The organism is Micromonospora sp. WMMC273 (assembly GCF_027460285.1).
GTDB lineage: Bacteria > Actinomycetota > Actinomycetes > Mycobacteriales > Micromonosporaceae > Micromonospora > Micromonospora aurantiaca.
Genome location: NZ_JAPZBE010000001.1, coordinates 3,922,373 through 3,943,248, shown reverse-complemented (window position 1 = coordinate 3,943,248; position 20,876 = coordinate 3,922,373). Strand labels below are relative to the sequence as shown.

Annotated in this window: 19 protein-coding genes; 11 read left to right on the top strand and 8 right to left on the bottom strand. The window is 73.5% G+C overall.

The window, feature by feature from the left end:
• Nucleotides 1-15: 15 nt before the first annotated feature.
• Nucleotides 16-1,341, bottom strand: coding sequence for a hypothetical protein (locus O7611_RS18115; protein WP_228532929.1), 1,326 nt, complete (start codon nucleotides 1,339-1,341; stop codon nucleotides 16-18).
• A gap of 138 nt (nucleotides 1,342-1,479) precedes the next feature.
• Here O7611_RS18115 and O7611_RS18110 point away from each other — a divergent pair, with 138 nt between their 5' ends.
• The 3 genes from O7611_RS18110 (at nucleotide 1,480) to O7611_RS18100 (ending at nucleotide 4,076) form a co-directional block, all read left to right on the top strand.
• Complete coding sequence (locus O7611_RS18110) at nucleotides 1,480-2,178, top strand: HAD family hydrolase (protein WP_194803097.1); 699 nt, start codon at nucleotides 1,480-1,482, stop codon at nucleotides 2,176-2,178.
• Nucleotides 2,179-2,200: 22 nt separating this feature from the next.
• A complete protein-coding gene (locus tag O7611_RS18105; protein WP_194803098.1) occupies nucleotides 2,201-2,986 on the top strand; it encodes a DUF4184 family protein in 786 nt (261 codons plus the stop codon).
• Between the two features lie 388 nt (nucleotides 2,987-3,374).
• Nucleotides 3,375-4,076, top strand: a complete 702-nt coding sequence (locus tag O7611_RS18100; RefSeq protein WP_194803099.1) for an AMIN-like domain-containing (lipo)protein — start codon at nucleotides 3,375-3,377, stop codon at nucleotides 4,074-4,076.
• Nucleotides 4,077-4,088: 12 nt separating this feature from the next.
• Here O7611_RS18100 and O7611_RS18095 read toward each other — a convergent pair whose 3' ends face one another.
• From O7611_RS18095 to O7611_RS18085, 3 genes are all read right to left on the bottom strand, one after another.
• Nucleotides 4,089-4,370 carry an SCO0607 family lipoprotein gene (locus tag O7611_RS18095; RefSeq protein WP_269697282.1) on the bottom strand — a complete coding sequence of 94 codons (282 nt, stop codon included), beginning with the start codon at nucleotides 4,368-4,370 and terminating at the stop codon, nucleotides 4,089-4,091.
• A gap of 71 nt (nucleotides 4,371-4,441) precedes the next feature.
• Entirely contained in the window at nucleotides 4,442-4,717 is a 276-nt protein-coding gene (locus tag O7611_RS18090) for a hypothetical protein (RefSeq protein WP_013287312.1), read from the bottom strand.
• Between the two features lie 47 nt (nucleotides 4,718-4,764).
• Nucleotides 4,765-5,196 (bottom strand): hypothetical protein, encoded by a 432-nt coding sequence (locus O7611_RS18085; protein WP_135241065.1) that lies wholly within the window; start codon nucleotides 5,194-5,196, stop codon nucleotides 4,765-4,767.
• Between the two features lie 396 nt (nucleotides 5,197-5,592).
• On the opposite strand from O7611_RS18085, the gene O7611_RS18080 reads away from it, so the two are divergent.
• From O7611_RS18080 to O7611_RS18065, 4 genes are read left to right on the top strand one after another with little or no spacing between them, the layout of a single operon-like run.
• On the top strand, nucleotides 5,593-6,876 hold the full coding sequence (locus O7611_RS18080; protein WP_194803101.1) for an ABC transporter substrate-binding protein: 1,284 nt from the start codon (nucleotides 5,593-5,595) through the stop codon (nucleotides 6,874-6,876).
• Complete coding sequence (locus tag O7611_RS18075; RefSeq protein ID WP_269697281.1) at nucleotides 6,873-7,874, top strand: carbohydrate ABC transporter permease; 1,002 nt, start codon at nucleotides 6,873-6,875, stop codon at nucleotides 7,872-7,874. Before O7611_RS18080 ends, O7611_RS18075 begins: the two co-directional genes overlap by 4 nt.
• 1 nt (nucleotide 7,875) lies before the next feature.
• Nucleotides 7,876-8,712: a carbohydrate ABC transporter permease gene (locus O7611_RS18070; RefSeq protein ID WP_135241062.1), complete on the top strand. Its 837-nt coding sequence runs from the start codon at nucleotides 7,876-7,878 to the stop codon at nucleotides 8,710-8,712.
• 9 nt (nucleotides 8,713-8,721) lie between these two features.
• Nucleotides 8,722-9,930: an ABC transporter ATP-binding protein gene (locus tag O7611_RS18065; RefSeq protein WP_194803102.1), complete on the top strand. Its 1,209-nt coding sequence runs from the start codon at nucleotides 8,722-8,724 to the stop codon at nucleotides 9,928-9,930.
• 80 nt (nucleotides 9,931-10,010) lie between these two features.
• Here O7611_RS18065 and O7611_RS18060 read toward each other — a convergent pair whose 3' ends face one another.
• Complete coding sequence (locus tag O7611_RS18060; protein ID WP_269697280.1) at nucleotides 10,011-11,114, bottom strand: winged helix DNA-binding domain-containing protein; 1,104 nt, start codon at nucleotides 11,112-11,114, stop codon at nucleotides 10,011-10,013.
• A gap of 203 nt (nucleotides 11,115-11,317) precedes the next feature.
• Nucleotides 11,318-11,809, bottom strand: coding sequence for a GNAT family N-acetyltransferase (locus O7611_RS18055; RefSeq protein ID WP_194803104.1), 492 nt, complete (start codon nucleotides 11,807-11,809; stop codon nucleotides 11,318-11,320).
• 85 nt (nucleotides 11,810-11,894) lie between these two features.
• Here O7611_RS18055 and wrbA point away from each other — a divergent pair, with 85 nt between their 5' ends.
• The gene (gene wrbA, locus O7611_RS18050) at nucleotides 11,895-12,512 is read left to right on the top strand and encodes an NAD(P)H:quinone oxidoreductase (RefSeq protein ID WP_120569050.1); all 618 of its coding nucleotides are present in this window, start codon (nucleotides 11,895-11,897) and stop codon (nucleotides 12,510-12,512) included.
• A gap of 66 nt (nucleotides 12,513-12,578) precedes the next feature.
• Here the strand turns inward: wrbA and O7611_RS18045 are convergent, their stop codons facing one another.
• On the bottom strand, nucleotides 12,579-14,498 hold the full coding sequence (locus O7611_RS18045; RefSeq protein WP_269697279.1) for a chorismate-binding protein: 1,920 nt from the start codon (nucleotides 14,496-14,498) through the stop codon (nucleotides 12,579-12,581).
• 259 nt (nucleotides 14,499-14,757) lie between these two features.
• On the opposite strand from O7611_RS18045, the gene O7611_RS18040 reads away from it, so the two are divergent.
• The 3 genes from O7611_RS18040 to O7611_RS18030 all read left to right on the top strand — a co-directional run bounded on the left by O7611_RS18040 (nucleotide 14,758) and on the right by O7611_RS18030 (nucleotide 19,239).
• Nucleotides 14,758-16,128: an FGGY family carbohydrate kinase gene (locus tag O7611_RS18040; protein WP_194803106.1), complete on the top strand. Its 1,371-nt coding sequence runs from the start codon at nucleotides 14,758-14,760 to the stop codon at nucleotides 16,126-16,128.
• A 121-nt stretch (nucleotides 16,129-16,249) separates the two neighbouring features.
• Entirely contained in the window at nucleotides 16,250-18,820 is a 2,571-nt protein-coding gene (locus O7611_RS18035) for a sensor histidine kinase (protein WP_269697278.1), read from the top strand.
• On the top strand, nucleotides 18,817-19,239 hold the full coding sequence (locus tag O7611_RS18030; protein WP_013287300.1) for a roadblock/LC7 domain-containing protein: 423 nt from the start codon (nucleotides 18,817-18,819) through the stop codon (nucleotides 19,237-19,239). The genes O7611_RS18035 and O7611_RS18030 overlap by 4 nt, the downstream gene beginning before the upstream one ends.
• 54 nt (nucleotides 19,240-19,293) lie before the next feature.
• On the opposite strand, the gene O7611_RS18025 is transcribed toward O7611_RS18030, so the two are convergent.
• Complete coding sequence (locus tag O7611_RS18025) at nucleotides 19,294-20,787, bottom strand: GH1 family beta-glucosidase (RefSeq protein ID WP_269697277.1); 1,494 nt, start codon at nucleotides 20,785-20,787, stop codon at nucleotides 19,294-19,296.
• Nucleotides 20,788-20,876 lie beyond the last annotated feature (89 nt).

Here is a 20,876-nt window from a genome sequence, read left to right as displayed (position 1 = left end):
CCGCGCCCCGTACGCTCACGGCAGCGGCAGGAACGCCAGCCGGGCGTGGTACTCCCCGGCCACCGTCACCGTGTCGCTGCCGATCCACAGGCCGCGGTCGGTGGCGTACAGCTCCTGGGTGCCGACGCCCCGGTCCTTCGTCGGATTCCACGGCAGCGCCTTGCCGGTGGTCGGGTGGATCGCCCCGATGCCCGGCCGCGGCACCGCGCCCGGACCGGCCGAGTTGCGGCCCAGCGGGTTGTCCAGCCAGCGCTGATGGCCGCCGACGTAGACCGCCGCGCCGGTCACCGCCACCGACAGCAGCGTGTCGCCGCCGGTGTAGTTGGCCCAGGTCGGCTGCTTGCCGCCGGTGGCCGTACCGAACTCGAACCGCGCCGCGGTGTCGCAGAGCGTGCCCGGGAACGGGCCGCCGGTGGTGACCGCCGCGAACCAGGTGCCGTCCGGCGAGATGTCGACGCCGCGCATGTAGACCGGCATCGTCCGCGCGCACTGCGGCTGGTAGCGGTCGGTGGCCCAGCCGGAGAGCGTGGCACCGGCCGCGCTCAGGTCGGCGACGGCGATCTGGTGCCGCGCCACGCCCGCGACGCTGCTGAAGCCGCCCACGAACACCAGCCGCCGGCCGTCGGCGGAGACGTCCAGCGCCTCGACCTTCACCGGCGCGGTGGCACCGGAGGTGGTCGTGCGCGGACCGGCCAGGTTCAGGTTGACCGACGCGTCGGCCGCCCCGGTGGTGGCGTTCACCGCCGCGAGGGCGCGCCGGGTCACCCCGCCGACGGTCTGGAACGCGCCGCCGACGATCAGCCGGTTACCGACCAGGCGCATGTCGTTCACCTGGTTGTTCAGCGCCGGCGTGGTGAACCCGGCGACCCGGGCGCCGGTGGCCGCGTCGATCCGGGCCAGCCGGGACGCGGCGGTGCCGTTGACAGTGGTGAACGCGCCGCCGATGTAGAGCGAGCGGCCGTCCGGCGCGGCGGCGAGCGCCTTGACCGCGCCGTTGACCTGTGGCCGGAACGTGGTGTCGATCCGGCCGGTGGTCGCGTCCAGCGCCACCAGCCGGGGCATCGCCAGCTGGGCCGTCTGGCCGGCGTTGCGCACCTTGCTGAACGTGCCGGCGACGTACACGCGGTTGCCGATCTGGAGGATGCGGTGGACGGTGCCGTCCAGCGCGTGCGGCGTCCAGTCGACCGGGTTGGTGCCGACCACTGTGGTGTGTGCGGCGTTGACGGCAAGTGCCGGGGCTCCCGGCAGCGCCGCGCCCGCGACGGCGAGCGTCGCGGCCACCGCGACGGCGGCGCGCCGCCGGCGCCGGCGTCCAGGTGGATGATCGGGTGAGATCGTCATGGCCGAAGCATGCCGTCCGACCAGGGATTCCGCAGTCGGGTAGCCGCCGGTAACCGGCGGCCGACCGGATAATCCGCGTGGCCCGTCCGGCGACCGGGCAGTACGGTGTGCGGGGTCCGCGAGGGGGAGGGGAACGCAATGCCGTCGCGCCGGGACGCCGCCGTGCTGGTCTTCGACGCCGACGACACGCTCTGGGAGAACAACGTCCTGTTCGAGCGCGTCATCGACGACTTCCTCACCTGGCTGGACCACCCCACGCTGGACCGGGCCCGGATCCGCGCGGTGCTCGACGACATCGAGCGCGCCAACGCCGTCGCGCACGGCTACGGCAGCAAGGTCTTCCTGCGCAGTCTCGGCGAGTGCCTGGAGAAGCTGCGCGAGCGTCCGGCCACCGCGCGGGAGCGCGCCGAGATCGAGCAGCTCGCGGCGGCGCTGGTCGGGCACCAGGTGGAGCTGATGCCGGGCGTGGCCGAGACGCTCGACGACCTGGCAGGCCGGCACGAGCTGCTGCTGCTGACCAAGGGTGAGCGCGAGGAGCAGCAGCGCAAGCTGGACGCCTGCGGGCTGCTGCACCACTTCCGGGCCGCGCACATCGTCCCGGAGAAGGACGCGAACACCTACCGCTGGCTGGCCCGAGAGCACGCCTTCGACCCGGCGGCCGCCTGGATGATCGGCAACTCGCCGCGCTCGGACATCCTGCCCGCCCGGGCCGCCGGGATGAACGCGGTCTTCATCCCGAACGAGAACACCTGGGTCCTGGAACACGACGAGCTGGACCCGTCCGACCAGCGGGTGATCCGGCTGGCCGCGTTCCCCGACCTGGTCCATCACTTCTGAGCGGGCCGGTAACGTCCGGGACGTGCCGCTGACCTTCCCGTCGCACCTGGCGCCGGTGCTGCCGCTGAAACGGTGGCGGCCGGGCTGGTTCGACGGGGTGGCGCTGTGCACCGGCGCGGTGGCGCCGGACGTCGGGTACCTGGTCACCGGCACGCCGCTGGCCCTGAACCTGCGGACGCACACGCTCGGCGGACTGCTCTGGTGGTGCCTGCCGGTCGCCCTCGTGTACGCCTGGGTGGTGCGCCGCGTGGTCGCCGGCATCGCGGTGCACCTGCCCGGGCAGCGGTTGTTCGGCTGGCCCTGGTACGTGACGCTGGCCCGGGTGCGTCACCCCTGGCAGGTGACCGTGTGCTCGGCGCTGATCGGCGCATTCAGTCACGTGGCGTGGGACCGGCTCAGTCACAGCGAGCGACTGCCCCGGCTGCTCGGCGTCGCCGACTTCCGCGCGCTGACCGGCGTCTACTGGTTCCAGTTCGCGGATGTGGTCGCCGGCCTCGGCGGCGGACTGCTGGTGGTCGTCCTGGCCGTGCACGAGGCCCGCCGCGGCCTGCGGGCGGGCGGCGTACCCGTATCCGCGCCGGAGGCGAACCCGAACGTGTTCTGGCGGGTGGCGCTGGCGGTCACCGGGCTCGGCGCGCTGCTGATGCCCGCGCTGCCGGCCGCCGGCGTCCCCGCCCCGGCGGGCGTACGGGTGCTGCACGTGGCCGCGCTGGCGCTCGTCGCCGGTGCCGTCGCGGCCCGGACCGTGCCGCCGCGGCAGGCCGGGCGCAGTCCGCGTCTCGAAGTCGAACAGCGCGAAACCGGGTGACCCCGTTACGCCGACATGCCGCAATTCGGCATAGACATCAATCACAAGTGTGGTCGCCGGTCATCGCTTGTCCGGCCTGCGCGGACGCGCCTAACCTGAGCCCGCGCCCACGTCTCGTCGGGGTGAGACGGGGGCGCACCGGAGTCCGGTGGTAAGAGCACCGTGGAGCTGAGTGCGGGCATACGGCTCGCCGCGCGGAGCCCGGCGGAAGGCGTCGTGCCACGCCTGCCGGGTTCCCGTGGCGCAGACCGCTACCGAACCGGACGGCCGGGGTCAGGACCGGGGAGTTGCGGACCCGGTCCTGACCCGTCCGGCCCCATTTACTGCCTGGCGGATTCCGGGTGGGACGCCTCTGGTGCGTGAGCCGGTCACGGAGCGACACTGAGTCATGACTCCTCAGCGCGCACCGCTGCTCGCCGGTCTGGTCGTGCTGCTCGCGGCGGCCTGCACGGCGACCGGCCACGACGGTGCGTCCACGGCGCCCACCCCGACCGTCGCGGCGGCGTCCGCGCCGGCCGCCACCGGGACGCCGGAGGCCACGCCCACCCCGCCGGTGCCCACCGAGGCCGAGCCGGTCGCCGGGTCCTGGCACGCCACCTGGGGCTGGGCGGTGCCCGGCGGCCCGGTCCGGGTGGCCCATCGGGTACGGGTGCCGGTCGCCCCGCCGCCCGGGGAACCGCTGCCCGTCCTGGTGGCGATCGACGTCGGCGACCACCCGGTGGAGGGGTTCAGCCGGATCACGTTCGCCTTCCGCGGACCCACACCGTCCTATGAGGTCGCCTACGTGCCGCAGGTGGTGACCGAGGGGCGCGGGGCGCCGGTCACGCTACCCGGCACCGCGTACCTGTCGGTGCGGTTCGACCCGGCCCAGGCGCACGACGCCCGCGGCGGCGGGACGGCGGACCTGCCACCGGCGGCGATCCGCTTCCCGACGCTGCGCGGATGGGCGGTGGCCGGTGACTACGAGGGACACCTCAGCTTCGGGCTCGGCCTGCGACCGCCCGACGGCGGCCGGCTCCCGGTGCGGCTGGGGGAGGCCGACCGCCCGGACGGCACCCACGTCGTCTCGGTCGACGTCCGGCGGAGCTGACGCGGGCCTTCGTCAGCGGTCGATGACCCTGTTGTCCTCGTCGATGCCGTGGGTGCGCCAGTAGACGTCCCACTCGTCGTCGACGTACTTCGGCACCTTGCCGTCCGGGTAGCGCACGTACGGCGGGGACGGCTCCTGGCCGTCCGGCACGCAGGAACTGCCGCCCTGCGGGCCGACCGCGATCACCGGGTACTCGTCGCTGCCGCAGATGCTCTGCCGCAGGGAACACCCGGTGGTCGCCATCAGCCCGGTCAGTCCGAGCACGGCAAGAACGATCATGATTCGAGTTCGCACGGGGAGAATTCTCGCCGCCCCGGGCGGACCCGCCATCGGTACGCGTACTCAATTCCGGGTTGGCCCGGGGCTCAGGTCAGCTCGCCCCGCACGATCGCCACCGCCACCCGGCAGAACTCGTCCATGTCCGGCTGGAAGCCGGCCGCGATGTCCGGGTGCAGGCCGGAGCGGGTCTCGTCGAGCAACCGACGGCAGACGTCCTCCACCGGCTCGCCGGCGTAACCGGCGCGGACCCGGTCGGCGGCCGCCTGCAGGGCCGACGTCAGCTGATCCTCCAGCGGGCCGCGCAGCTTCTGCTGCACCGGGTCGAGCCCGCTCGGGTCGAGCGTGACATGTGGCTCCGACATCGGCACTCCCTTCGTCGGCGTCCGCGGTACCCCACCGCGGACGTCGGTCAAACCATCGTCGGTACGGCCGACACCCGGACCAGATACGAGAACTCCTCCGCCGGCTCCTCGACGTACGACAGCCGGCGGATCTGCCGGTCGTCGGACCAGAGCGCGACGTCGACCAGCACCCCGAGGTGGGCGAGGCCGATGGAGGAGACCCGCTTCTTGTCCTGGAGCACCGCGCACACGCCGCCCAGCAGCGTGCTGGCGTCGGAGGTGCGGTGCCCGGGCGGACAGCGCAGGGTCAGGTCCACCTCGACCGGACCGGTCAGCGGGGTCCACCCGGTGCGCTGGGCCGCCGTGCAGGCGGCCTGGAGCAGGGTGCGGACCCTCGTCGCCTGCCGGTGCCCGGCGGCGAAGATGGACAAGGCCTCGGTCTTGACCGGGGGCAGGCCGCTCACCTCGAACGTCAGGGCGAGAGCGCGGGTGTCCTGCACGACGGCACCTCCTCGGGGGAATCCTGCCCAACCGGGGAACGCGCGCACGGCACTTCCCGTCAGAACCAACCGATCGGGCGGGCGATGGGGGACGGCCGGAGGCGCATCGGCGTCGACGGCGACGCGCCGGCTACGGAGCCAGCCCCACGCTAGTGCAGACCGCTGACGCTGGGTAGCCTCCCCGTTTCACTACGTGGGACGAGCTGTCGGTCGTCCCGGCCGGTTCGTGCTGTCGCCGTCACATGTCCGTGATGTTTCGCTCCGTCGCAGGTCGGGCACGTTCAGCCGCACGACACGCCCGGGGCGTCGGGCGATCGGGCCGATGCCCCGGTCGTATCGCCGTGCACCGGGGCACGGGTCACCCCCCGGTTCTTCGCCGAAGAGAGGGGGAGGGTGATGACGACAGTCCCCGACACGGCCGCACGGCGGCCGGCCGGACGCGCGGCGGCGGCAGCCGCCGCGCTGGCGTTGGTGGCCCCGCTGGCCGCCTGCGGATCCGGCGGCGACGGCGGCGTCCCCACGATCAACCTGTACTACCCGCCGGAGCAGAACCTGCAGAAGGTCGTCGACACCTGCAACACGCAGGCGCAGGGGCGGTACCGGATCGACTACCGGGTGCTGCCGCGCGAGGCCGACGAGCAGCGGGTGCAGATGGTGCGCCGCCTCGCCGCGCAGGACAGCGGGATGGACGTGCTCGGCCTGGACGTCACGTGGACGCAGGAGTTCGCCAGCGCGAAGTGGATCCGGGAGTGGACCGGCCAGGACAAGGCCGAGGTCGAGCAGGGCACGCTGGCCGGCCCGCTGGACACCGCCCGGTACGAGGACGAGCTCTACGCCGCGCCCAAGAACACCAACGTGCAGCTGCTCTGGTACCGGTCCGACCTGGTGTCGCAGCCGCCGAAGACCTGGGACGAGATGATCTCGGCCGCCCAGCAGCTCAAGGAGCAGGGCAAGCCGTACCAGGTGCTGACCATGGGCGCCCAGTACGAGGGCCTGGTGGTGCTCTACAACACGCTCGCCGAGAGCGCCGGCGGCAAGATCCTCAGCGACGACGGCAAGAAGGCGGAGATGGACGCCGGCGCGGTCCGCGCGCTCGACCAGCTCCAGAAGTTCGCCACGTCGGGCGTGACCTCGCCGTCGTTCAGCAACGCGCTGGAGGACCCGGTGCGGCTGGAGTTCCAGTCCGGCAAGGGCGCGTTCCAGGTGAACTGGCCGTTCGTCTATCCGGCGCTCCAGGAGGCCAACCCCGATCTGGCGAAGAACGTGAAGTGGGCCCGGGTGCCGGGCATCGACCCGGGCACCCCCAGCAAGGTCACCATCGGCGGGGTCAACCTGGCGGTCAGCACCTACTCGAAGCACCCGGAGGAGTCGTTCGAGGCGGCCCGCTGCCTGCGTAATGCCGAGAACCAGAAGTTCTCCGCCGTCAACGACGGCGTACCGCCCACCATCGAGGCCGTCTACGACGACCCGGAGATGACCGAGGCGTACCCGATGAAGGAGACCATCCTGGAGGAGCTGAAGGAGCCGGCGGTGCGGCCGCTGACCCCTGCCTACCAGAGCATCTCCACGGTGATGTCGGCGATCCTGTCGCCGCCGTCGGCGATCCGGCCCGAGCAGACCGCCGACGAGCTGCGCAAGGCGATCTCCGACGCGCTGGAGTCCAAGGGGGTTCTGCCATGAGCGTGAACGCCACCCCGGCCGGCGCGCAGGCCGCCGCCGAGGCCGAGGCCGAGCAGCCCGGCGGACGGCACGCCGCCGTACCGGAGCAGCGGTCCCGGCGCGGCTCCCGCGCCCCGCTGAGTGACAACAAGCGTGCCGAGCGGCGCCTCGGCCTGCTGCTGTGCGCGCCGGCCGCGCTGGTCATGGTGCTGGTCACCGCGTACCCGATCCTGTACTCGGTCTGGCTGTCACTGCAGCGCTTCGACCTGCGCTTCCCCGGCGAGCGGCAGTTCGTCGGGCTGGAGAACTACGTCACGGTGCTGACGAACGACTTCTGGTGGACCGCGTTCGGGGTGACCGCGCTGATCACCGTGGTCACCGTCGCGGTCGAGCTGGTGCTCGGCATGGGCCTGGCGCTGATCATGCACCGGACGCTCGTCGGCCGCGGCATCGTCCGCACCGCCGCGCTGATCCCGTACGGCATCGTCACGGTGGTCGCCGCGTTCTCCTGGCGGTACGCCTGGACGCCCGGCACCGGCTACCTGGCGAACCTGTTCGACGGCAGCGCCCCGCTGACCGAGCGGGCCAGCTCGCTGGCGATCATCATGCTGGCGGAGATCTGGAAGACCACCCCGTTCATGGCGCTGCTGCTGATGGCCGGGCTTGCGCTGGTGCCGGAGGACCTGCTCAAGGCGGCCTCCACCGACGGCGCGACGGCCTGGCAGCGGTTCACCAAGGTGATGCTGCCGGTGATGAAGCCGGCCATCCTGGTCGCGCTGCTGTTCCGCACGCTCGACGCGTTCCGGGTCTTCGACAACATCTTCGTGCTCACCAACGGCGGCAACGAGACGTCGTCGGTGTCGATGCTCGCCTACAACAACCTGATCCGGGGCCTGAACCTCGGCATCGGCTCCACGATGTCGGTGCTGATCTTCATCACCGTGGCGATCATCGCCTTCGTGTTCGTGAAGCTGTTCGGCACCGCTGCCCCGGGCAGCGACGATGGGGAGAGGCGCTGACATGGCAGTGGAAACCACCACGCGGGCGAAGGTGCGCTGGGGCCTGCTGGACGTCGTGGTCGTCGTCTTCGCGCTGGTCCCCGTGCTCTGGATCGCCTCGCTGTCGTTCAAGACCCCGGCGACGCTCACCGACGGCAAGTTCTGGCCGCGCGAGTGGACGCTGGACAACTACCGGACCATCTTCGACACCGACCAGTTCGTCCGCGCACTGGTCAACTCCATCGGCATCGCGCTGATCGCCACCGCGATCGCCGTGGTGCTCGGGACGATGGCCGCGTACGCGATCTCCCGGCTCGACTTCCCGGGCAAGAAGCTGCTGGTCGGCGTATCCCTGCTGATCGCGATGTTCCCGCAGGTGTCGCTGGTGTCGCCGCTTTTCGAGATCGAGCGGCAGCTCGGGCTGTTCGACACCTGGCCCGGACTGATCCTGCCGTACATCACGTTCGCGTTGCCGCTGGCGATCTACACGCTGTCGGCGTTCTTCAAGCAGATCCCGTGGGACCTGGAGAAGGCGGCGAAGATGGACGGCGCCACCCAGGGGCAGGCGTTCCGGCGGGTGATCGCGCCGCTGGCCGCGCCCGGCGTGTTCACCACGGCCATCCTGGTCTTCATCTTCTGCTGGAACGATTTCCTGTTCGCGATCACGCTCACCTCGACCGAGCGGTCCCGCACGGTCCCGGTGGCGCTGCAGTTCTTCACCGGCGAGTCGCAGTTCGAGGACCCCACCGGGGCGATCTGCGCCGCCGCCGTGGTGATCACCGTGCCGATCATCCTGTTCGTGCTCTTCTTCCAGCGCCGCATCGTCTCCGGTCTGACCTCCGGCGCAGTCAAGGGATAGGTGGTAGCAATGGCCGACATCGTGCTGGACAAGGTGAGCAAGCGGTTCCCGGACGGGACCACCGCCGTACAGGACGTCGACCTGGAGATCGCCGACGGCGAGTTCGTCATCCTGGTCGGCCCGTCCGGCTGCGGGAAGTCCACCACGCTCAACATGATCGCCGGGCTGGAGGACATCAGCTCCGGTGAGCTGCGCATCGGCGGCGAGCGGGTCAACGACAAGGCGCCCCGGGACCGCGACATCGCGATGGTCTTCCAGTCGTACGCGCTCTACCCGAACATGACGGTGCGGGAGAACATGGCGTTCCCGCTGCGGCTGGCGAAGGTGGACAAGGAGACCATCAACCAGAAGGTCGACGAGGCGGCGAAGGTGCTGGAGCTGACCGCGCTGCTGGACCGCAAGCCGGCCAACCTGTCCGGCGGCCAGCGGCAGCGGGTGGCGATGGGCCGGGCGATCGTGCGACAGCCCAAGGCGTTCCTGATGGACGAGCCGCTGTCGAACCTGGACGCCAAGCTGCGGGTGCAGATGCGCACCGTGGTGTCGCGGCTGCAGAAGCAGCTCGGCACCACCACCGTCTACGTCACCCACGACCAGACCGAGGCGATGACGCTCGGCGACCGGGTGGTCATCATGCGGGGCGGCGCGGTGCAGCAGGTCGGGCCGCCGCAGGAGCTGTACGACCACCCGCGCAACCTGTTCGTCGCCGGGTTCATCGGCTCGCCCTCGATGAACTTCGTGCACGCCGTCGTGGAGGACGGCCGGCTGCGGACCGCGCTCGGTGACGTGCCGGTCGGCGACCGGATCCGCCGCGAGCTGGAGGCCGGTGACGCGCCCAAGGAGCTGATCCTGGGCATCCGCCCGGAGCACTTCGAGGACGCGGCGCTGATCGACGACGAGACCCGCCGCCGGGGCATGGAGTTCGAGGCGCCTGTGGACATCGTCGAGTCGATGGGCTCGGACAAGTACGTCTACTTCACGGTCGAGGGGGAGCGGGCCACCGCCGCCGAGCTGGAGGAGCTGGCCGCCGACACGGGTGCCGCGGACTTCGCCGGCGCCGGGTCGAACCTGGTCACCCGGCTGTCGGCGGAGTCGCCGGTACGCGAGGGCGAGTCCCGCCGGGTCTGGTTCAACCTGGAGAAGATCCACCTGTTCGACCCGGGCAGCGGCCGCAACCTGACGCTGCACGAGGGCCGGTCGGCCGGAGCGCTCGCCGACTGATCCCTGGATGCGTGCGAAGGGCCGGTGGCGGTGCACGCCGCCGGCCCTTCGGTCTGCTCGCGTCCCGGGTGCCCACGCTGTCACCAGGAGTGGCGCAACTCCAGCCCGAGGAAGCTGGCATAGCCGGTCAGGGCGGCCCCCACCTGCTCGCGCAGCGCGGCGTCGAAGGGTACGAGCTGCTGGACCGTCACCGTGACCGCCTTCGCGCCGACCGTCCGCGTCCAGGTGCCGGCCACGCGCCCGCCCCGCACCACAGTCGACCGGAACACCCCGTTGTTGCCGGGGACCACAGCGGCGGCGTGCGCCGGGTCGAGCATCAGCGAGCGGTCCTTGAAGCCGAGCAGGTATTCGTCGAAGCCGGGCAGCGTGTGCACGTCGTCGACCGGCGCGCGGGGCGCGTCGAGCAGCGCGGCGTCGACCACCGCGGGCTCGCCGTCGACCTCGACCGGGGCGAGCAGGTCACCGGCCAGCGTGATGGCCCGGGTCGCGTCGGTGACGGTCAGGCCGGTCCACCGCGCCAGCTCGTGCCGGGACACCGGGCCGTGGCCGCGCACGTAGCGGTGCGCCAGCAACGCCAGCGCCTCGTCGCGCTCCGGGCGGCGCGGCTCGGGCGCCCACTCGTCGAGCAGCACGAACGTCTGCTCGGTGCCGACGTGCGGCGCGATGCAGGTGACGCCGCGCTGGCTGGCGTACCAGAGCAGGTGGTAGCCGCGCTGACCGTCGGTGGCCAGCCCGGCGGCGCGCAGCGCCGCCACGCACCCGGCGCGGGAGAGCCGGCCACCGCCGGCCAGCGCCGCACCCAGCACCTCGCCGGCCCGTTCGCCGTCGGCGACGGTCAGCCCGAGCTGCCGCCACCGCCCGGCGATGCCGGCCAGCGTCCGCACCCCGGTCAGGTCCAGCATCCACCGCGCGTCGGGTGCCGGGACCAGGTGCACGGTGCCGCGCATCGGCCAGGTGCGCAGGGCCTCGCGCCGCTCCAGCGCCGCGCGGACGTCGTCCTGGACGGCGCCGGGAAGGCGTACGCCGAGCGACCACAACCCGCTCGCCGCGTCCTGCGCCTGCATGGCGCCGAACCACTCGACCACGTCGGCGACACCCCGCGGGCGGGCGGTGGGGTGCGGGCGCAACAGCAGGCCGGTCATGCGCAGCGCGAGCGCCTCGGCGCGGTTGAGGCGTACGGTCACGGGCGTCAGCGTAGGCCCGGGGTACGACAGCGCGGCCCCTGATCGCGCTGCGCCGGCGGCGCTGCCGACATCAGCGCGATCCCCCGTTCAGGTTCCCGGCGCGGGGGCGGCCGCTGCGGCCGGCGCCGGTCCGATCAGCATCCCGTGTGAGCTGGACCGGGACAGCGATTGCCGGCGGAACTTGCGCAAATCTTGAGCCACGCTCAGGCCAGGCGCCGGTGCATGACCAGCAGGTCGACGTACCCCCGGGTGGGGTGCCGGAAGCCCTCCGGCACCCGGCCGATCACCTCGAAGCCCAGCGACCGCCACAGCTCGACGGCCCGGGTGTTCGTCGCCACCACGGCGTTGAACTGCATGGCCCGGTAGCCGTCGGCCCGGGCCGCGTCGAGCACGTACGCCGCCAGCGCCCGGCCGACGCCGCGCCCGGCGGCGGCCGGGGCGACCATGAACGAGGCGTTCGCGACGTGGTCGCCGGGACCGCCCTGGTTCGGCGCCAGCTTGGCCGAGCCGAGCACCGCGCCGTCCGGCGCCACCGCGACCACCGTCCGCGCCGGCGCCGGCGGCATCCAGAGCCCGCGGGCCTGCTCCTCCGTGACGTCGCGGGGCCAGGTGTACGTCTCGCCGGCCGCGACGATCTCGCGGAGGAACGGCCAGATCAGCGGCCAGTCGGCGGGCGTGGCGGTGCGGATCTCCACCCGGAGAGCATGCCATGCCCGGAGTTTGACGGGACAAGTAACGGGTAGTCGCCGGAGCTGACCCGAAACGAGGAGGGAACGTCTGATGGATGGCCAGGTCAAGGTCGCGGTGATCTATTACAGCGCGACCGGCATCACCTACCAGATGGCGCAGGCGGCGGTCGAGGCGGCGGGGGAGGCCGGCGCCGAGGTGCGTCTGCGCAAGGTACGTGAGCTGGCGCCCGACGAGGCGATCCGCTCCAACTCCGGCTGGCAGGCGCACCGGCTGGAGACCCAGGACGTGATGGAGGCGCAGCCGGACGACCTGTCCTGGGCCGACGTGATCATCATGGGTTCGCCGACCCGGTACGGCATGATCGCCGCCCAGCTCAAGCAGTTCATCGACACCACCGGCCCGCTCTGGGCGGCCGGCGCGCTCGCCGACAAGGTCTACAGCGGGTTCACCTCGACCGCCACGTCGCACGGCGGCCAGGAGGCGACGCTGCTGTCGCTGTACACGGTCTTCTACCACTGGGGCGGCATCGTGGTGACCCCCGGCTACACCGACCCGAGCCAGTTCGTCGCCGGCAACCCGTACGGCGCCTCGCACACCAGCAACAACGGCGAGGTCGCCCCGGACCACGTGGCACTGGCCGCCACCGCGCTGACCGCCAAGCGGGCCGTGCTCATGGGCGCCGCGCTGAAGCGGGGCATGGCCGGCTGAACCGACTGGCGACCGGTGGCCGGGCGGGGGCTCTCGAACCCGTCCGGACCACCGGTCGCCAGTGCCCTACCCGCGATCGGCCGCTCCATGCGCGCTCAGCGCCGGCCGGTCGAGCAGATGCCCGAGCAGATCCGCCAGGACCCGCGTGCCGTCCTGGCTCAGCACCGACTCCGGGTGGAACTGCACCCCGGCGAAGCCGGCGCCGCGCAGCGCGTGCACCGCGCCGTCGGCCGGGTCGCGGGACACCTCGACCGGGCCGTACGGGCCGGGGACCCGGTCGGCGTCGGCGCGGGCGGTGAAGCTGGCGTAGAACCCGACCCGCCGCGTCGTCCCGAACACCGGCACGTCCCGTGGCAACCCCTGGTACGGCGCGTCGCGGCGGTGCAGCGGCAGGCCCAGCAGCCCGGCGAGCAACTGGTGGCCCAGGCACACCGCGAGCGTCGGCCGGCCGGACGCGAGCAGCTCGGTCAGCAGCGCCCGCAGCGCCACCATCTTCGGCGCGGTCGCGTCCCGCGGGTCACCCGGGCCGGGGCCGACCACCACCAGGTCGTAGCCGTCCAGCGGGCCCGGGTCCGGCCAGTCCCGCCGCGTCACCGCCAGGCCCAGCGCGCCGAGCTGGTGGGCGAGCATGCCGGTGAACGTGTCCTCGCCGTCGACGATCAGCGCCCGGCGCCCGGCCAGCCCGCGCAGCGCGAGCGCCCCCGGTTCCCGCTGCTCCAGCCAGAACCGGGCCAGCGGGGCGTTGCGGGCGGCCAGCGCGGCGCGTACCTCGGGGTCGTCGGCGTACCGGACGGCCGGTTCGGTGGCCGAACGCGGCGCGTCCGGGCCAAGGCCGAGCGCGGCCAGCACCCCGGCGGCCTTGGCGTGCGTCTCGGCGACCTCCCCGGCGGTGGTGGAGTGCCGGACCAGCGTGGCGCCGACCGGCACGCGCAGCGCGCCCTCGGGCGAGATCTCGGCGGTACGGATCAGGATCGGCGCGTCGAGCGTCTGCCGGCCCTGGTCGTCGCGACCGAGCAGCGCGAGCACCCCGGCGTAGTAGCGCCGCCCGATGCGCTCGTGCCGGGCGATCACCCGGCAGGCGTTCTCCATCGGGCTGCCGGTGACGGTGGGCGCGAACATGGTCTCCCGCAGCACGTCGCGCACGTCCCGGGAGCAGCGCCCGGCCAGCAGGTACTCGGTGTGCACCAGGTGCGCCATCTCCTTCAGGTACGGCCCGACCACCTGACCGCCGTGCTCGGCGACCACGGCCATCATCTTCAGCTCCTCGTCCAGCACCATGTACAGCTCCTCCACCTCCTTCTCCTCGTGCAGGAAGCGCAGCAGCTCAGTCCGGTCGACGGTCCCGCCCCGGTGCCGGAACGTGCCGCTGATCGGGTTCATCTCGACCAGCCCGTCGGCGACGCTGACGTGCCGCTCGGGGCTGGCGCCGACCAGGATCCGGGTGCCGGTGTGCACCAGGAACGTCCAGTACGCGCCCCGCTCCCGCAGCAGCAGCCGGCGCAGCGCGGCCAGGGCCGCCGCCAGCGGGTCGCCCTGCACCGTGGCGCACATGGTGCGGTGGATGACGAAGTTCGCCCCCTCGCCGCGGCCGATCTCGTCGGCAAGCACCCGTTCCACGATCGCCGCGTACTCGTCGTCGGCGATGTCGAAGCCCGCGTCGCGGGTGCGTACCTCGGCGTCGGGCAGGTCGTCGAGCAGGTCGGCCAGCGGTATCCGCCGATGCTCCTCGACCGCCAGGAACTCCAGCGGCAGCCCGTCGTCGACGCACTCGAAACCGCGTTCGGTGACCTGCCGGAACGGCACCAGGGCCAGCGTGTGCGGACCGGCGCCGTGCTCGGGCAGCGGCAGGTCGGCGAGCAGGCCGGCGGTGCGTACCGGGCCGGTGAACAGGTCGACGTGGTCGGTGCCCTCGCGGCGGACGAGGGCGAACGGGCCGGGGTCGCGGCCGGCGGCGACGGCGGCGAGCGGGTCGGACGGGCGGGTCATCGGTTCTCCTCGGTGGGCCGGTGGCCGCCGGTGAAGGCGACCCGGGATGCCGGGAGAGACCGGCGGCCGCCTCGTCGGGCGGCCGCGTCGGGAAGCTACGCGCGGGGATGGGCCGCCGGGTCGGCGGGCCACCAGCAGGACAGGTGCGCGGGCATGACGGTCACTGTACGCGATCGGCGGGAGCCGGGGAACCCGATCGCGCCGCACCGGGTACGGATCTTGGCGTGGCCGCCGGTCCCGCCGGGTAGGTTGACCGGCGATGGACATTCTCGCTCTGGACCTGGGCACCTCCTCGGTGCGTGGCCTGGTGCTCGACGCGGACGCGGTGCCGCGCCCGGGCGCGCTGGCCCGGCGGCGGGTGCCCCTGGTCACCGGCGACGACGGCAGCGGGACGCTCGACGGCGCTGCCTACCTGGCGTGCCTGATCGAGTGCGTGGACGAGCTGGCCGCCGGTGGGCACCTGCGGGACGTCGACCTGGTGGCGACCTCCGCGCAGTGGCACTCGGTGCTGCCGCTGGCCGCCGACGGCACACCGTCGGGGCCGGTGCTGACCTGGCTGGACACCCGGCCGGAGCCGCTTCCCGGTGCGACCGGGCCGGCCGACCCGGACGACTTCCACCGGCGTACCGGCACGTGGTGGCACCGCTGCTACTGGTCGGTGCGGCTGCCCTGGCTGCGCGAGCGCGCCGACGGGGCCGCCCGCTTCACCGGGCTCACCGAGTACGCGCTCGGCACGCTGCTCGACGAGGCGCCGATGTCCATCTCGCTGGCCTCCGGCACCGGGCTGCTCGACCTGCGGCGCCTGGACTGGGATCCGGAGGCGTGCGAGCTGGCCGGCGTACGTCCGGATCAGATGCTGCGGCTGGCCCCGGACGGCTGGCACGGCCGGCTGAACGCGGCGTACGCGCGGCGCTGGCCGCAGCTGGCCGGCGCGCGGTGGGCGCCGCCGGTCGGCGACGGCGCGGCCGCGAACGTCGGCTCGGGCTGCGTCGACCCGACCCGCGCGGCGGTGACGGTCGGCACCTCGGCGGCGGTCCGCATGATCCAGGCGGTGCCGGCGGACGCGGCGCCGCCGCCGCTGCCGGAGCAGCTCTGGCGGTACCGGGTCGACCACCACCACGTGGTCACCGGCGCGGCGTACTCCAGCGGCGGCAACCTGTTCGCCTGGGCGGCGCGCGAGCTGCGGCTGCCGGAGGGCCGGGAGCTCGAGATGGCGCTCGACCGGTCCGCCGCCTCGGTGCGCGCCAATCCCCGCTTCGGCGGCGACCGGCCACCGGGCACCGCCCCGGCGGGCTCGGGGGAGCTGCACGGCCTGAGCTTCGGCACCACAGCTGTCGACATCCTGGCCGGGCTGATGAGCGGCCTGTGCCGGCTGGTCGCCGACGACCTGACGCTGCTGGAGGCCGGTATCGGCGAGCCGATGGAGGTGGTCCTCGGCGGCGGGGCGCTGACCGCCTCGCCGTGGTGGCGCGGTGCGTTCCTCGACGTGCTCGCGCCCCGCCGGGTGTGCTGGCAACGCAACCCGGAGATCGGCGCGACCGGCGCCGCGCTCATCGCCCTGGGCCGGGTCGCGGAGGCGGACGAGATCGCCGGGATCGGCCGGACGGACGAGGCCGCCTCGCACGCGTGACCGTCCATCCGAGGCGCTGACCGTCCTGGTCATGCCGTCCGGGCGGCCGTTGACACCGACCGACGGCCTGATTGGATGGACTCCGCTCCCCGACGTGGTGGGGCGGGACGAGGAGGCAACCGTGGGCGCAGGTCCCGACCCGGTTCGCGGCGCGGCCCCTCAGCCGCACCGGCGGCGTTCCGGGTTCCGGCTGCGGGACTGGCGGATGGGCACCAAGCTCGCCACGGTGCTGGTGATCCCCTCGCTGGCGTTCCTGGTCCTGGCCGGCATCCAGACCCGGGGCCTGGTCGGGCAGACCACCACGCTGAGCGCCTTCGCCGAACAGGTCGGGATCGGCCGGCAGATCTCCGCCGCGGTGGACCGGCTCCAGCACGAGCGGGACCGAACCGCCGGTGAACTGGCCGCGTTGCGCCGGGCCGGCACCGGCGCCGACCGGGACGCCGCTGTGGCCGCGCTCAAACCGCTGCAGGAGGCCACCGACCGCGCGGTGGCCGAGCTGCGGGACGCGGCCGCGCCGCTGGCCGACGCCGACGCCGCCTGGCGGGTCTCCTACTCCGAGGCGCTGGAGGCGTACGACCAGGTGGTGAACATCCGCGCGGCGGTGGCGCCGGCCGTGCTGTCCAGCGACACCGTGCTGAGCAACTACCACAGGTCCGTCGCGGCGCTGCTGAACCTGCTGGCCGAGCCGACGCCCGGCAGCGGCCGGCAGGAGCTGACCGAGGCGGTGCTGCGGTACGTGCAGATCTCCCGGGTCAAGGAGCTCTCCTCGCGCATCCGCGCGGAGCTCTACGCGGCCGCCCGGTCCGGCCGGTACGAGGCCGACGACCCGGTGACGCTCAGCGACCTGCGGGCCCAGCAGCTCACCGCGCTGGGCGCGTTCCGGGTCGCGGCGACCGCCGACCAGATCCGCCGCTACGACCGCACCTCGGTCGACCCGGCGTTCGTCGCGGCCACCCGGATGGAGGAGCGCACGCTGCCCGGCGGCGGCGACGCGAAGCCGGCCCTGCTCGACGCGCCCCAGTGGTGGGCGGCCAGCGAGCAGCGGCAGGAACTGTTCCGCCAGTTGGAGAGCGACATCGTCGCCGACGCGGTACGCCAGGCCGACGACGCCAGCGCCCGCCAGCTGCGCGACACGCTGCTGGTGGCCGGCGCGATCGCCACGGTGCTCCTGTCCGCGGTGCTGATCTCGCTGCTGGTCGGCCGGTCGGTGGCGCGCGGCATGCGGCAGCTGCGCGGCCAGGCGCTGCGGATCGCGCAGGTGGACCTGCCGCTGACACTGCAACGGCTGCGCACTGTGGACCGGCCGATCGGCACGATCGACGTACCGCCTGCGGTGATCGACTCGCAGGACGAGATCGGCGAGCTGGCGGAGGCGTTCGTGGCGGTGCACCGCAGCGCCGTCGACGTCGCCGTCGAACAGGCGATGATGCGGCGCAACGTCAACGCCATGTTCGTCAACCTGGCCCGGCGCAGCCAGGTCCTCGTCGAGCGGCAGCTGGAGCTGCTCGACGACCTCGAACGCGAGGAGAGCGACCCGGACCAGCTGGAGAACCTGTTCAAGCTCGACCACCTCGCCGCCCGCATGCGCCGTAACGACGAGAGCCTGCTGGTGCTCGCCGGCACCGAGTCGACCCGGCGGTGGAACCGTCCGGTGGGCCTGGGCGCGGTGCTGCTGGCCGCGAGCGCGGAGATCGAGCAGTACCAGCGGGTGCGCCACGAGAACCGGACCGACCTGCACGTCGTCGGGCACGCGGTGGGCGACCTGGTGCACCTGTTCGCGGAGCTGCTGGAGAACGCCACCGCCTTCTCCCGCCCGGACACCGCGGTGCGGGTGGTGGTCGAGCCGGACGGCCGGGGCGCGCTCGTGCAGATCGTCGACGAAGGGCTGGGCATGAGCCCGTCGGCGCTGGCCGAGGCGAACGCGGTCCTCGCCGAGCCACCGGCCGCCGACGTGTCGGCCTCGGAGCGGATGGGCCTGTTCGTGGTGAGCCACCTCAGCGCCCGGCACGGCGTCCGGGTGCGGTTGAGCGCCGGCCGGGAGGGCCTGGTGGCGCGGGTGCGGATCCCGGTCGAGCTGCTGGCCGAGGCGCCCGCGCCGGAGGCGGGCCACCCGGCGCCGGGCCGGCTCGGACGCGGGCCGGAGCCGCAGATGCTCACCGGTCCGGTCGCCGCGTCCGGCGCGCTCGCCGCGGCCACCGCCGAACTGCCGGTGGCCGGCTGGCGTCCGGCGCCGGGCCGGCCCGCCGCGCTGCCGGTGTCCCCGCTGACCGGCCGGCCGCTCGGCGACGGCACGGACGCCGCGGCCGCCACCCCGCCGGCGGCCGCCGCGCCGGTGCCCGCGCCGCGTCCCCGCCCGGGACGGGCCGAGGACGTGCTGACCCCGGACGCCGGCGCGGCGGGCGGCGGGTGGTTCAGCCGGCAGGGCCCGGCCTCGTCCACGCTGGGTGTGACGCCGGCGCCGGCGGCGACGCCGGTGACCGGAGGGACGAACGAGCGGGGCCTGCCGGTACGCGTGCCGATGGCCCAGCTCACCTCGGCCGCCCCGGCCGACCGTCAGGTGGTGCGGCACGAGCCGGACCCGGAGGCGGTCGGCGGCATGCTGTCGCGCCTCTACAGCGGGGTACGGCGGGCCGAGGCCGAGGAGACCACCGAGATGTACCTGCCGCGCGATGAAGGAGGACGACGACAGTGACGACGTTGAGCCAGGAGGCACGCGACCTGAGCTGGCTGGTGAACGCGTTCGCGGAGCGCGTTCCCGGGGTGGCGCACGCGGTGGTGGTGTCCTCCGACGGGCTCCTGGTGGCGATCTCGGCGCACCTGCCGCGCGACCACGCGGACAAGCTCGCCGCGGTGACCTCCGGCCTGATGAGCATCACCGCCGGTGCGGCCCAGATGTTCGACGGTGACGTCGTCAAGCAGACGGTGGTCGAGATGGGGCGCGGCTACTTCCTGGTGATGCAGATCCGGGACGGCTCGATCCTGGCCACGCTGGCCGGGGCGGACGCGGACATCGGCGTGGTCGGCTACGAGATGGCGCGGCTGGCCAAGCAGGCGGGCGAGATGCTCACCCCGGCGCTGCGCGCCGAACTCCAGCAGGCGCTGCCGCGCTGATCCGCAGCCGGCGCGTGCGTCCGGCCGGCACACCGCCGGCCGGACGCGCGCCGTTCACAGGCCGTTGCGGCGGATCACGTCGCGGTACCAGTGGGCGCTGCGCTTGAGCACCCGCCGCTGGCTCGCGTAGTCCACGTAGACCAGGCCCCAGCGCTGCTCGTACCCCTCGGCCCACTCGAAGTTGTCCAGCAGCGACCAGACGTGGTAGCTCTCCAGCGGCACCCCGTCGCCGACGGCCCGGTGGGCGGCGGCGAAGTGGTCGCGCAGGAAGGCGACCCGCCCGGCGTCGTCGACGGTGCCGTCCGGGCCGGGCACGTCGGGGCAGGGAAGGCCGTTCTCGGTGATGGTGATCGGCACCCGGCCGTAGTCGCGGGTGACCCGGGTCAGGATGTCGTACATGCCCTCCGGGTAGATCTGCTGCCACTCCGCCTCGGAGGTGGGCCACTTGCGGACCGTGTCGCGGGTGCCGGTGACGTAGAGCGGCGTGTAGTACTGCACGGCGAGCAGGTCGACCGGGCTGGAGATGATCTTCAGGTCGCCGTCGCGGACGCCGCGGACCATCCGGCTGTCCGGGCCGAGGTCGTCCAGGACGTCCTGCGGGTACGCCCCCTTGAAGATCGAGTCGAGGTAGAGGCGGTTCTCGTAGCCGTCGTGGAGCCGGGTCGCGGCGGCCGACTCGGCGGAGTCGTCGGCCGGGTAGCAGGGGTGCAGGTTGAGCGCCGGGCCGATCCGGCCGGTGGGACCGGAGGCACGCAGCGCCTGCACGGCGAGGCCGTGGGCGAGCTGGAGGTGGTGGGCGACCAGGTACGCCGCGTCCTCGTCGCGGATGCCCGGCGCGTGGTGGCCCCAGATGTATCCGTTCTGCACCACCGTCTTCGGCTCGTTGACGGTCAGCCAGACCGGCACCCGGTCGCCGAGGGCGCGGAACACCACGTCGGCGTACTCGGCGAAGCGCTCGGCGGTGTCCCGGTTCTCCCAGCCGCCGGTGTCCTGCAGCGCCTGGGGGAGATCCCAGTGGAACAGCGTGGCCATCGGCGCGATGTCGCGCTCGTGCAGCCCGTCCACCAGCCGGCGGTAGAAGTCGAGGCCGCGCTGGTTGGGGCGGCCGGAGCCGTCGGCCTGGATGCGGGGCCAGGAGATGGAGAACCGGTAGCTGCGCAGTCCCAGGTCGCGCATCAGGTCCAGATCCTGCGCGTACCGGTGGTAGTGGTCGGCCGCGACGTCGCCGGTGTCGCCGTTGCGGATCCGGCCCGGCGTGTGGCTGAAGGTGTCCCAGACGGACTCACCCCGCCCGTCCTCCTTGGCGGCCCCCTCGATCTGGTACGCCGAGGTCGCCGCGCCCCAGGCGAAGCCGTCGGGGAAGCGCAGCCCGCGGTCCGGCTCCGGGTCGGTGGTGCGCTCGGGCGGGCTGTCGCAGCCGCCGAGCGCGACTGTCGACGCGGCGATCCCGGCCGCGGTGGCGCCGGCGAGCCCGGTCCGGGCCGCGCCGGCCGCGGTCGCGGACAGGGCGGCGCGGCGGAGCAGGCGCCGTCGGGTGAGTAACGACATGAGGTTTCTCCTCGGAGTGACGGGCCGCCCTGGGCCGGGAGCGCTCCCATCTTAGCCAGGGAGCGGCCGGCCCCGATCCGGCGGTCGCG

Excerpts from the sequence above, each read along its gene's own strand:
- O7611_RS18115 (WP_228532929.1), bottom strand. The coding sequence starts at position 1,341 with ATGACGATCTCACCCGATCATCCACCTGGACGCCGGCGCCGGCGGCGC.
- O7611_RS18110 (WP_194803097.1), top strand. The coding sequence starts at position 1,480 with ATGCCGTCGCGCCGGGACGCCGCCGTGCTGGTCTTCGACGCCGACGAC.
- O7611_RS18100 (WP_194803099.1), top strand. The coding sequence starts at position 3,375 with ATGACTCCTCAGCGCGCACCGCTGCTCGCCGGTCTGGTCGTGCTGCTC.
- O7611_RS18090 (WP_013287312.1), bottom strand. The coding sequence starts at position 4,717 with ATGTCGGAGCCACATGTCACGCTCGACCCGAGCGGGCTCGACCCGGTG.
- O7611_RS18080 (WP_194803101.1), top strand. The coding sequence starts at position 5,593 with ATGACGACAGTCCCCGACACGGCCGCACGGCGGCCGGCCGGACGCGCG.
- O7611_RS18075 (WP_269697281.1), top strand. The coding sequence starts at position 6,873 with ATGAGCGTGAACGCCACCCCGGCCGGCGCGCAGGCCGCCGCCGAGGCC.
- O7611_RS18070 (WP_135241062.1), top strand. The coding sequence starts at position 7,876 with ATGGCAGTGGAAACCACCACGCGGGCGAAGGTGCGCTGGGGCCTGCTG.
- O7611_RS18065 (WP_194803102.1), top strand. The coding sequence starts at position 8,722 with ATGGCCGACATCGTGCTGGACAAGGTGAGCAAGCGGTTCCCGGACGGG.
- wrbA (WP_120569050.1), top strand. The coding sequence starts at position 11,895 with ATGGATGGCCAGGTCAAGGTCGCGGTGATCTATTACAGCGCGACCGGC.
- O7611_RS18045 (WP_269697279.1), bottom strand. The coding sequence starts at position 14,498 with ATGACCCGCCCGTCCGACCCGCTCGCCGCCGTCGCCGCCGGCCGCGAC.
- O7611_RS18040 (WP_194803106.1), top strand. The coding sequence starts at position 14,758 with ATGGACATTCTCGCTCTGGACCTGGGCACCTCCTCGGTGCGTGGCCTG.
- O7611_RS18025 (WP_269697277.1), bottom strand. The coding sequence starts at position 20,787 with ATGTCGTTACTCACCCGACGGCGCCTGCTCCGCCGCGCCGCCCTGTCC.